The 11,218-nt window shown below is 65.4% G+C and carries 9 protein-coding genes; 6 read left to right on the plus strand and 3 right to left on the minus strand.

What is annotated here, in order from left to right:
- Positions 1-73 precede the first annotated feature (73 nt).
- Positions 74-1,645, minus strand: a complete 1,572-nt coding sequence (locus ACWDKQ_RS33280; protein WP_450142734.1) for an amidase — start codon at positions 1,643-1,645, stop codon at positions 74-76.
- Between the two features lie 1,021 nt (positions 1,646-2,666).
- Here ACWDKQ_RS33280 and ACWDKQ_RS33285 point away from each other — a divergent pair.
- The 4 genes from ACWDKQ_RS33285 (at position 2,667) to ACWDKQ_RS33300 (ending at position 5,586) form a co-directional block, all read left to right on the plus strand.
- A complete protein-coding gene (locus ACWDKQ_RS33285) occupies positions 2,667-3,131 on the plus strand; it encodes a fatty acid desaturase (RefSeq protein ID WP_450142735.1) in 465 nt (154 codons plus the stop codon).
- 253 nt (positions 3,132-3,384) lie between these two features.
- The gene (locus ACWDKQ_RS33290) at positions 3,385-4,428 is read left to right on the plus strand and encodes a glucose 1-dehydrogenase (protein WP_450142736.1); all 1,044 of its coding nucleotides are present in this window, start codon (positions 3,385-3,387) and stop codon (positions 4,426-4,428) included.
- A gap of 27 nt (positions 4,429-4,455) precedes the next feature.
- Entirely contained in the window at positions 4,456-4,767 is a 312-nt protein-coding gene (locus tag ACWDKQ_RS33295; RefSeq protein WP_450142737.1) for a hypothetical protein, read from the plus strand.
- Between the two features lie 603 nt (positions 4,768-5,370).
- Complete coding sequence (locus tag ACWDKQ_RS33300) at positions 5,371-5,586, plus strand: hypothetical protein (protein WP_450142738.1); 216 nt, start codon at positions 5,371-5,373, stop codon at positions 5,584-5,586.
- 613 nt (positions 5,587-6,199) lie between these two features.
- Here the strand turns inward: ACWDKQ_RS33300 and ACWDKQ_RS33305 are convergent.
- Positions 6,200-7,492, minus strand: a complete 1,293-nt coding sequence (locus ACWDKQ_RS33305) for an MDR family MFS transporter (protein WP_450142739.1) — start codon at positions 7,490-7,492, stop codon at positions 6,200-6,202.
- Positions 7,489-8,526: a PLP-dependent cysteine synthase family protein gene (locus ACWDKQ_RS33310; protein ID WP_450142740.1), complete on the minus strand. Its 1,038-nt coding sequence runs from the start codon at positions 8,524-8,526 to the stop codon at positions 7,489-7,491. Before ACWDKQ_RS33310 ends, ACWDKQ_RS33305 begins: the two co-directional genes overlap by 4 nt.
- Positions 8,527-10,055: 1,529 nt before the next feature.
- On the opposite strand from ACWDKQ_RS33310, the gene ACWDKQ_RS33315 reads away from it, so the two are divergent.
- A complete protein-coding gene (locus ACWDKQ_RS33315; protein ID WP_450142742.1) occupies positions 10,056-10,355 on the plus strand; it encodes a hypothetical protein in 300 nt (99 codons plus the stop codon).
- Positions 10,243-10,800 (plus strand): transposase, encoded by a 558-nt coding sequence (locus tag ACWDKQ_RS33320; protein WP_450142741.1) that lies wholly within the window; start codon positions 10,243-10,245, stop codon positions 10,798-10,800. The genes ACWDKQ_RS33315 and ACWDKQ_RS33320 overlap by 113 nt, the downstream gene beginning before the upstream one ends.
- The last annotated feature ends 418 nt before the right edge of the window (positions 10,801-11,218 follow it).

Raw genomic sequence — 11,218 nt, forward strand, 5'->3', positions numbered from 1 at the left:
GCGCCGCCCTGTGGGCGGCGCGCAGCGGCAGCAGCCGTCAAACTGTGCCGGTTTCTGGCTTACCAGTGTTTACTTACCATCTGTAGCGATCCGACACCTCCGGTCGTGCCGATGAGCGCGCGTCGGCAGGGATGGGGAGTTCTCGACAACGCCCGTCCCGGCTGTAACCCGGCCAGCTGGCCAGTACGCCCTGTTTCGGTGCCTGGAAGCCGCCGGTCTTCTGCTCGAGCAGTTCGGCCAGCCGAAGCGGGGTGCGGTCCTCGAACATCGGACCGATGAGCTGCACTCCGACCGGCAGGCCGTCGGGGGACCGGCCCGCCGGTATGGCGGTGGCGGGCAGGCCGGGCATGGTGGCCAGGCCGGCCCAGACGAGCTGGTCGAAGTAGGGGTACTCGACGCCGTCGATGTCGATGTGCCGTTCCAACGGATTGGGGTTGTGGTCGTGCGGGAACGCGGGCGTCGGCGTGATAGGGCACACCACGGCGTCGAACTCGGCGAACAGCTGTCGCCAGCCGTGGCGGTGGAGTTCGCGGCGGTTGTTCGCCTCGATCCAGTCGCGGTGGCTGAACACCATGGCGCGCAGCCGCACTGCGTCAAGACTCTGGTCGTCCGCGCTCAGTCCGGCGGCGCGGGTCCGCAGCTGCTCGAGCGATTCGATGGGAAAACGCGCAACGGAGCCCGAAATCAGCAACTGCATGTAGAGCGTCGCGGCTTCGGCCAGATCGGGCAGCAGCGGACTGTGCCGTCCGATGTGGGCGCCGCCGTCGACGAGCGCGGCGGCCACCCGGTTCACCCCCGCCCGCACGGCGGACCCGGTCGGAATGAGCGGATGCTCGTCGAGGACCAAGACCCGGAAATCGCAGAGCCGCTCGTGGCGGGCGGGCGGCAGTGCCAAATGGTGCGCCACGCCGAGCGTCAGCGGGTCCGGTCCGGCCATGACGTCGAGCAGGAGCGTGAGGTCGCGGGCGGTGCGCGCCATCGGGCCGACGACGGCGAGGTCGAGGTCGGCCGGCAATGCCGGCTCGGACGGCGGGACCATACCGCGGTTAGCCGCCAGTCCGAGTGTCGGTTTGTGCGCGTAGACGCCGCAGAAATGCGCGGGGGTGCGTAGCGAGCCGGCGATGTCGGAGCCGATGGACAGCGCGCCGAATCCGCACGCCAGGGCCGCCGCTGACCCGCCGGAGGATCCGCCCGAGGTGCGACCGTGATCCCACGGGTTGTTGGTGGTGCCGTAGATCTCATTGAAGCTCTGGATGTCTTGCAGCCCCAACGGCACATTGGTTTTGCCGAGCACCACAGCGCCCGCGGCCTTGAGTCGCGACACCTGTACCGCGTCCTCGGCCGGCATATAGTTCCGGTACGGCGGCATGCCCCAGGTCGTGGGCAGCCCGGCGATGTTGTAGGACTCCTTGACCGTCACGGGAACGCCGAGCAGCGGCCGGCGGTCCTCACCACGCGCGCGTGCCTGGTCGGCACGGTGTGCGGCGGCCCGCGCACGGTCGAAGTCCGGCACGCAGATCGCGTTGATCACCTGGTCGTCGCGCTCGATACGGGCGATCGCCTCGTCGGTCAGTTCCACCGATGTCACCGCACCGGCGCGCAACGCGGCAACGAGCTCTTCGGCCGTCTGAAAGCTCCACTCCATGAATCCGAAGCTATCGACCTGCCACAGAGGACACGAAATTCCGGTTCGCGCAACAGGGAAGCCGAACGGGCCACCTTCACCGACGAAGTCGCGCACTCGTTCTACCACCGAAGGTGGCCCACCGCAGGTCACAGCGCCTACAGTGGGCCCACTCCACCCGCACAGGCCATGAAATGCCGCGTCGTGCAACAGGATGGAGGTCTCAATTCTTGTCCGCTGACCGTTGATGTTCCCGATCGCTAATTGGGGCTTGCCCAACACATCGTTTGTCGACGGGAAATCGTCGTCATGTTCCTCGACATCCGCACCGCATAGCGCGCGTCTGCCAACAATGTGGGCTGGCTCGCCGCCCCTGTTGGCGTGGTGGCGAGCAGTCGGGGTCCGGTCAACGAGGGGCGGCGATGGCCGGCATGCCGAGGTTGACTTGGTGGGTGACACGGGTCAGCCGTAATGCGTCGGACCGCTTGTCCCGCAGGCATTGGAGGTCCGATCGATGCCTCGATCTCACCCAACCAGCTCTCGGAGGCGGCTCGTCTCCTCCGCTCCTCCAGGTCGGCCTACAACTCGTTCAGGCGGGGAAGCATCTTCGGGTCGATGTGCAGCTGAGCGCATCTCAGGCACCGTTGACTGAACCTACTCCAGGATTTGTGCAGGTCAAGGCAGTCCGGCTGGGGCTGGGTCGTTACACCGCACCAGCGACACCAGGTCCTTGCGGACGACCGAGAGGGCGAGCCTCGCCGAGATCCGCGACCGCAGCCAGCGTTTGGCCAGCCCTCGCAACCAAACTGGGCTGATGGATCGAAAGTCCAGGCAGGCTCGTCGCGTCACCGAACCCGAGCCGATGCAGCGGGTCGAACTGTTCAGGAAGCCCGCGTCGGCCAGGTCCAAGATCCACCGTTGTAGCGGCCGATCCAGCAACGAGCACACTCCAGCCCGGACCCGAACGCCTCGTGCGAGGTTGCCAGGGCGGATTCGACCTCGGCCGACGTCGCCGTCGGGAACTCCTTCAGCAGTTCGCCGGTTGCCGGATCTCACCGGGATCAGCTACGGCTGGTGGGTCGGCAAGCACCGGCGCCACCACGCCAACCCGAACCACGAGGACGCTGATCCCGAAATCGAGATCCGGGCTCTGGCGTTCACCACCGAGCAGGCCCGCGCCAAGCGCGGCATCGTCCGGTGGACGGCGAAATACCAGGCTTTCGTGTTCTTCCCGCTGCTGACGGTTGAGGCGCTCGGCCTGCACGTCCGCAGCATCCAGGCCGTGCTGCGGCGGGAAGTGAAAGCGCACCGGGTGGAAAACCGGGCTGCTCGCCGCGCACGTGGTGGGTTATCTGGTGGTGTTGCTAGTGTTGTCGCCGCTGAAGGCGGTGGTGTTGCATGGCCTACCCTGTCCACGGGAGACAGGCTGGACTACCTGCGCAAGCAGTGCTCACCTCCCGCAACGTTCGCGGGAGCCGGTTCGTGGATTTCCTGCTCGGAGGTTTGAACCACCAGATCGAACTCACCTTTTCCCGAGCATGCCCAAATCTGCGACATGCCCGGCGGCTGGTTCACCGGTTCTGCACCAGTCGCGGAGTTTCCTACAGCCAGTGCGAGCTGCTCAGCTGCTACGCCCAGGTGCTGCGGCACCTGCACGCGGTCGCCATGCCGTTGCGACACCAGTCCATCAGCCGCAACACCTTGAAGCCGCGTTCTGCTCGTATGTCCGCGCACGCCCGACGACACAGGAGGGTTTTCTGGTGAAGGCTGCCACCGTGGTTCCAGGCAGGCCGGAGTTGTCGGCGGTCACCGAACTGCCCGATCCCGTGCCGCAGCCTGGGGAGCTGCTGGTGCGTGGCCTGCTGGTGGGGTTCTGCGACATTGATCGTGATGTCACCGAGCGAGCGCACGGCCTTTTGCCGCCGGGGCAAGACCGGATGGTTCTCTTTCACGAATCTGTGGGTCGGGTGATCCACGCGCCCGCGGTCAGCGGTTTCCAGGAGGGCGACTACGTGGTGGGCGTCGTCCGGCGTCCGGACCCGCAGCCGTGCGAGGCGTGTACCGCGGGGCAGTGGGACTTCTGCCTCAACGGCGAGTACACCGAGCGCGGCATCAAGGAACTGGACGGATTCGGTGCTCAGCAATGGACGGTCGAGCCTCAGTTCGCGATCAAGGTCACCCCGGCGCTCGGTGATCTGGGAGTGCTGGCCGAGCCCGCATCGGTGGTGGCCAAGGCGTGGGAGCAGGCCGACATGATCGGCAGACGAGCCTACTTCGCTCCCCGCCACGCGCTGGTGACCGGCGCCGGACCGATCGGTCTGCTCGGTGCGCTGCTCGGCGCGCAGCGCGGCCTGGACATGCATGTTCTCGACCACGCCACTGAGGGGCCGAAACCGGATCTGGTGCGCGCGCTGGGCGCCACCTACCACACCTCTCTGGACGATCTGGGCTGCGAACCGGATGTCGTGATCGAGGCCACCGGATCCGGGAAGGTCGTGTTCGAGGTGCTGCGGCACACCGCGCGCAACTCCATCACCGTGCTGACCGGCAGCACGGGCCACCACCGCACCGTGCCCTTCCCCGCGGCGGCGATCGACAACGAGTTGATGTTGGACAACAACGTCGTTCTGGGCAGCGTGAACGCCAACCTGCGCCACTACAACCAGGCCGTGCAGGCGCTGGCCGGCGCGGACCGGAACTGGCTGGAGGCCCTGATCAGCCGCCGGATCCCGTTGGGCGACTGGACCCAAGTCTTCGAGACGGGCCCCGACGAGTTGAAGGTCGTCGTCGACCTCCAGGCCTGAGCGCTGCTGCGCGGACTGGACCGGTGGGTGCTGCGCACCGCCTTGCGCGAGGCGGCCAGCTGGCCCGTCCGGAATGGGCGCCCGGTGGTCATCGCGGTCAACCTGGTCGATCTGCTGCCCCACGACCCGGAATTCGTCGACGAGATCACCGCGATCATCACCGAAAGCGGCGGTCGAGACTTCGTCCCAGCCCTTCTCCCCGGAGGCGGCCCGTTCGGCCTCGAGGTCGTGCAGGATCACGCCCCACTGGAAGATCACCGACAGCAGCGCCGCGTAGACCGGGTTGCCCAGGTAGTAGGGGGTCCAGCGCTGCTCGGGGGTGACCCGCAGATCCAGTAGCCGATGTCGCGGTCCTTGCCGACGATGTTGGTGTGGGTGTTGTGGCCGAAGTGGTGCGAGGGTTTCCATAGCTCGGCAGGCGCGACGACGTCCCATTTGGAGGTGCGCGAGTTGAGTGCCTCATCACGCTGCCAGTCGTATCGGCCGTGCAGGGCGTTGTGGCCGATCTCCATGTTGTCGAGGATCCGGACAGGGAGTCCTCGGCGCCGAACCCGAACCCGCAGCCACGGACGAATACCCCGCCTGAGATTCACCGGCCCGCGTCACGGCCTTCAAGCGTGCTCGCGGCCTTCGCGGTTGCGACCCTGCGGCCGATGTGGTGCCTTCTCATCGACGGCTCAGGTGTCGGCGACGGTTCCGGGCCGACTCGGCCCATCAAGCTACCACAGCTCTGCGATGCGCCGACGATCAAAAATCCCAGCGTGGACGCCCATGGCGGAGGCGGCCGCCGGTCTGCGATGATGAAGACGCTCTGCGGGTGCCTGTTCCTCGCGGACGGTCTGCGCCGCGTGGGTCGCTCGCCAGCGATGCACGTCGCACGGATCCCGATCGTTATGTCTCGCCTTGAGCCGTACGCGGCAGGTGGGACGGAGGAGGGGCCGCATGACCTTGGCACGGTACGCCGGTGCGACGCGCGAGCAGGGACGTTTCGCCAAAGCGCGCGCCAGTGGGCAGATTCAGGAAGCGATCCAGAGCGGCAGAGCCGCACGCACTGTCGCCGATCATGCGGTCGACGCCCAAGACTGCAAGGAATTGCTGGCGATGCTGGGGCTGAAGGCCGTCGACGGCACGCGGCGAGGCCGAGGTGTCGGCGCCTGATTTCCGCGTATTCGGCGCTGATCGGGTAGCAGAGTGCGGCCTAGTTGGCCGGGTGGTCTGTGAGGCGCAGGTTCCACGGGGCAGGCGATCAGCGACACACCGGGGTCGGCCAGCGCGTACGCGAGGTCGGTAGCAGTTCATCGGCGCTGCCGATGCGGTGCTCTTGGGCGCCGACGCTCTCCGCGTAGCGCACGATGTCGGGATTGGTGAACGAGGTGTAGCGCCCACTTCGAGGTCCATCTTCCATTCGATGGGCCCGTAGCCGCCGTCCTCCCAGATCAGCATGGTCATGGGCCGACCCCGTGCCGTGAGGCTTGTCGGCGTTCGATCCGAGCTGTCGGCAGCGGTATGACGTTCGGGTCGTCGAGGGGTGATCGCTGGTCGCGGGCTTGGTGGGGCCGATGGGTGTTGAAGTGGCAGGCGTATTCCTGGCGGATCTTCTCCGCGTGACCTCTGTCGAAGATCAGCACTCGGTTGTTGCACTCTTCGCGAGCGAGTTCACGCCGTCGTCCTCGGTGGGGCATCGTTCGAGGGGCCCGGGAGTGAACTTGGTTCAATTCCCGGGCCCGTCTCAAGGGCTGGCCGCAGCCGTTCGCATACGTCTGACAGTGCTTCAGCCAGGTGCGGATGCTGGCCGCAGCTTGGGCGAAATCAAACGTTGAGTGCGGTGGAGCGCGCCGATCCCCGCTGCACACATCAGGCCGATGACGGTCAAGCTCGCCCAGGGCAGCATGGGAAGGCCTGACGACCGGGCGTAATCGAGTACTCCACCAGTGGCGAGGTTACCGACCATGATTCCAACCCCGCACACGGTGTTGTAGAGGCCGTAGTGCGTCGCGACGATCCTGTTTCGGGACAGCGTGACGATCGTATCCATCTCGAACGGGAAAACGATCACCTGCGCGAGCGCGAGCAGCCCCGCTGAGAGGACGAGCGGAGTGGCTCGCCCAATGACTTCGGCCGTCGAGGTTGCTCCAGTCGCATCTGGAACGCTCGCTGTGATCAATGGCGGGATGAAGGCTGCGCTCATGATCAGCAGGCCGAGTATGAGGCAGTTTCCAGGCTCCCACCGTTGCTTGCACCATGCGGTGATGCGCACCTGCCCCGCGATCGCCAGCACCCCTGAAACGGCGAAAAGCGCAGCGACTGTGGCGGTTCCTGGAAGGCCATCGCCCGCGAGTCGTTGAGCCTCCAATGGCAAGGCCAAGTAGACCTGGAAGGACAGGACATAGCTTCCGATCATTGCAATGGAGAACGAGACGAAGGAGCGGTTGGATATCACCGATCGCCAGTCCTCGAGCACCGACGGTCCTGTAGGCCCGTCGCGATGCGTCTTGCGTTGCGGTAGGGCCCGGATCTGCAGGACGGTCAGGCCTGCGAAGACTGCGGCGGCTACGAAACAGGTCGCCTGGAAAGCGATTCCGGTCAGAGCCATTCCGGCCAGCGGGCCCAGCAGGATTCCGGTTTGGTAGAAGACGTTGAACAGCGCGAACGCTTCCACCCGTCGTTCCCCGCCCTCGTGCGAGAGGTAGGCGCGCACAGCGGGGTTGAACAAGGCCCCGGCGAAGCCCGTTGCGGCGGAGGCGAGCACGAGCGCTGGCACGGAATCCACGACGCCCAACAGGGCGAACCCCACGGTTCGCAGCATGCAGCCCGTGACGATGAGGGGCTTGTAGCCGAGCCGGTCGGCGAGTGTGCCACCGACCAGAAACATTCCTTGCTGAGTGAAGTTCCGGACGCCAAGGACGAGCCCCACGATCCACGTTGCCAGCCCGAGTCCGCCCGACAGATGCGCCGCCAGGTACGGGATGAGCATGTAGAAACCGAGGTTGATCGTGAACTGGTTGAGCATGAGCAGTTGAACTGGGCGGTTGAACGACCGGAACTGCTTGACGATCTGGATCAACGCATACCTCGCTCTGCTGCCGATCCCAACGACGAACCGTCGGCTGCAGGGTTGATGACCCTCGCGCACCGCGCCCATCGAGTGACTTCTCGCTCTTGTGGATGCGCGAGCACATCCGGATCTTCCGGAGGGGCTGACCCCAGCAGGCCGTGCCGGTGGCAGAACTCGTCGTTGTACACGGTGTCGAAGTAGCGCTGCGGTCCGTCGGGGAAGATCGCCGCTACCCGGGTATTTGGCCCCTCGGTGCGCGCGGCCCAGCCGGCGACCAGTCCAACCGCGCCGACGCTCCAACCGCCACTGGCGTATGTCGTGGTCGCGAGTTGCCGGGCGGCCCAAACCGCCTCTGCGGGCCCGACCCAGTGCACTTCGTCGAACGCCTCGTACTCGATGTTGCGGGGGTAGATGCTTGAGCCCAGGCCTCGCATGATCCGTTGCCGCGGAGGCTGTCCGAAAATCGTGGAGCCGATCGTGTCGACACCAACGAGGCGAAGATCCGGGAAAAAGGTGCGCAACACCCTGCTCACGCCAGCCGAATGGCCTCCGGTCCCGACCGAGCACACTAGAACGTCGATGTTGCGTAGCTGAGCCGCCAGTTCTAGGGCCAGCGAAGCGTATCCAGCAACATTGTCGGGATTGTTGTACTGATCCGGGCAGAAGGATCCCGGGGTGGCTGCGAGGTGCTCTGCGACCCTTTCTCGGCGCGCTTGCTGCCAACCCCCGGTCGGATGGGGTCGGCTGACCACGTCGACATTCGCACCGTACGCGCGAAGCATCCGATGCATGATCGGTTCAAGACCTGGGTCCGTCACCAGCGTGACCGGATGTCCGTATGTGATTCCGGCAAGAGCCAGGCCCAGACCCAACGTGCCGCTGGTCGATTCGACGATGGTGCAGCCTTGCTGGAGTTCACCTCGCTGCCGAGCGCGTTCGATCATGTGTAGTGCAGGCCGGTCCTTCATCCCGCCGGGGTTGTGACATTCCAGCTTTGCCCAGAAGCCCTCACCGGCAGTGTTGAATGGTCGGTCAATCCACATGACGGGCGTATTTCCAACGGTAGTGTCGATGGAATGGGCACGCGGCAGGGAAACCGCTGCTCCCGTTGCGGGGCTGGGGATATTTCCCTCTCCGGCGTAGGGGAGGAGTCCTTGCATTTTCGTCCTCAAAGTTCCGCAGGTGCATGAAATACGGCGCACTTGTCCGGCTTCCCAGGGGAAAGCTGGTCGCATGAGGTGGAAGCGCGTCGATTGTGATCAGCAGGCAAAGGCGAGAGTTGATCACGTTCGAGAAATGCACGAAGAACTGAGGATTTCACGACCACGTGGCGGTAGAGCAGGTTTCGCGCTCGGGGTCAGTGGCGCGGATCGTTCGAATGCGAGCGAGGGATCTGGCCCTGATGAATCGAAATTGACCAAGAACCATGCGACGTCCAACGCGGACGTGACATCCCTGGATGAGGCCGCGCAGTGTGTATCGCTAGGACCATGTCCCGGGGAGTCGGGCTGCTCGTGACCACGGCTGTCGTCGCACGATTGCCGGTGGATTCCTATCGTGCCCGTAACCGGGGTGTCAGAAGCTGTGCACGCCGCTGAAGCTCCGATCAACGTGTGTGCCGCGAGGATGACACCTAGTGCGAGCCATACGGCGCACAGGCTGGCGAGCCCCAAGATATGGAGAGTCAATGACCGCTTGCACACGGTGACTACTGTACTTAGTGCTGCCGTGGCGGGCTTGCGCGGACCTCCGCAATCTCCTTTCGTGTACCTGCACGTCCTTTCCGGGTCACCACGTTTGAGTGATTTCAATCGAGGCCGTCCGTCGGCTGGTACGACCTCCCTTAGTAGGTTGTCTGAGCGATGTCCACATAGCGGCGTTGACTAAATACCCCGCGGTCCGCGCGGCACCAGGCTCCGCTACGTCCGAGGTAGCGTCCTTGACACCGCCGATGCTCGACCTGCGCGCAGCAACCCGTCTCTGACGATCGTGCTCTTGCGCTTCGGGCGGAAATTTTCGCATCCACGCCACAGGCCAGCCGACAACCTCGCCACCATCACCGCGACAGAAACATGATCCGCGTTCTTGGCGTGCGGCCCGGAGAATGTGCCGGTGATCTGCTCGATGCGACCGACAGAGTCAGCGCACGCATCCGCAAGGCAGTCCGAACTCGCGGGCACATCCTGTCTGAGCGGGCTGGGTGAGGGCCGGCCCTTACCGGGAAGCATCAGCGTTGCTTGTAACCGCCCGTTGTCCGGGAGATTCGCCGATGCTTCCTGTGGGAACCATACCGTCTTGTTTGCTGTCTGTGCTGGAAGGGGTGCGTTCGGTGTTCACCGCGCCGACGTTCGCCACGTTCGCCTCGTTGGTGACCGGCCTGCTGGCATCCACGGGCCCCGGACGGTAACGGGGATGTGGAGCGCGGCCGGACTGGCGGGACGCTTCCATCACACTCGGGCGCACCGGTTTTTCTCCCATTCCCGCTGGGATCTGGATTCGCTGGGGTTACTGCTGGCCCGGCTGACCGTGCCGTTTTTGACCAGGGCGGTCTACCTGCCGATCCTGTTGGCGGTTGCACAACCCCAAATCGGGCGTCTCCAAACCCGACGCGGCCCGGGCACTGGTCGGGTTGCTTGCCCGCGCGTTCCCCGAACGCACCATCCACGTGGTGGCCGACGCCGCTTACCGGGGACCGGCGTGGCGCACTCTGCCCGGCACCACCACGTTCACCACCCGGCTGGCAGCCAACGCCGTGCTGCATGCCCTACCGCCCGAGCCCACGGGCAAGCGCGGGCATCCCACATGGAAAAGCGAAAACTCGAGAACTGCACCGACCTCGCAGCCACCGCCACCTGGCGCAGCGCGGCAGTGACCCGCTACGGCAAGACCGAAACCGTGCACATCGCCACCATCCCTGCCTGTGGTGGGGTTCGCTGCACCGCAGGCAGGTCACCGTGGTGCTAGTGCGGGAGACCGACTCGACCGGGCCCTATGACATCGCCCTGGTATCCACCGACACCAGCGCCTCCGCCGAGACGATCACTGCCCGCTATGCCGACCGGTGGTCGGTGGAACACACCATCAAGGACTCCAAGAGCCTGATCGGCGCCGGTGACACAGCCAACCGGCTCCGCCGCGCGGTCGAGCGCAGCGTGCCGTTCGCGATGCTGGGCCTGACCATCCTCATCCTGTGGTACGCCGCCAACGGCACCTCCGACACAGACCTGGCCACCGCCCGCACCCGAGCACCTGGAACCGCAAGAAGAACAACGTCAGCGTCGACGACATGCTCATCGCCTTCCGCCGGGCCCGAATAACGGCCATCAGCACAGGCCAGAACACAGACGATCAAAATCCCGCCACGCCCTCGACCAGCACCTCACCCGCCGCATAACTGAGAAACCTCAGCGGTTACGCACGCACCGGCTACCGGCCGTTGCGCGAGCCAGAAGCGATCGGTGATTAGTCGGCGATTTTCTGGTCGTTGTAGCGGTCCGTGCCTGTGGAGCAGGTGCGTCAGGATGCGGTCGGCGTCGCTGAGGACGGTGTTGGCGACGTCGCGGGTCTCGGCGACGGTCCGAGGTCGGCGTAGGCCTTCCATCGATGGTGGGCAGCGTGTCGTGGGCGCCTTCATGTTCGGGTGGGGTGACCGCCGCTGCGGAGGCGGTGCCCAGGCGTTTCGACAGAGGGATCGTCACGGTGGCGTCGGACCATTGAGGTTTCGGGCTTCCTGGA

It is taken from the genome of Saccharopolyspora sp. NPDC000995, from assembly GCF_053599315.1.

What these genes read in the sequence shown, in the direction of transcription:
- ACWDKQ_RS33300 (WP_450142738.1), top strand. Translation starts at nt 5,371, where the DNA reads ATGACCTTGGCACGGTACGCCGGTGCGACGCGCGAGCAGGGACGTTTC.
- ACWDKQ_RS33320 (WP_450142741.1), top strand. Translation starts at nt 10,243, where the DNA reads ATGCCCTACCGCCCGAGCCCACGGGCAAGCGCGGGCATCCCACATGGA.
- ACWDKQ_RS33280 (WP_450142734.1), bottom strand. Translation starts at nt 1,645, where the DNA reads ATGGAGTGGAGCTTTCAGACGGCCGAAGAGCTCGTTGCCGCGTTGCGC.
- ACWDKQ_RS33310 (WP_450142740.1), bottom strand. Translation starts at nt 8,526, where the DNA reads ATGTGGATTGACCGACCATTCAACACTGCCGGTGAGGGCTTCTGGGCA.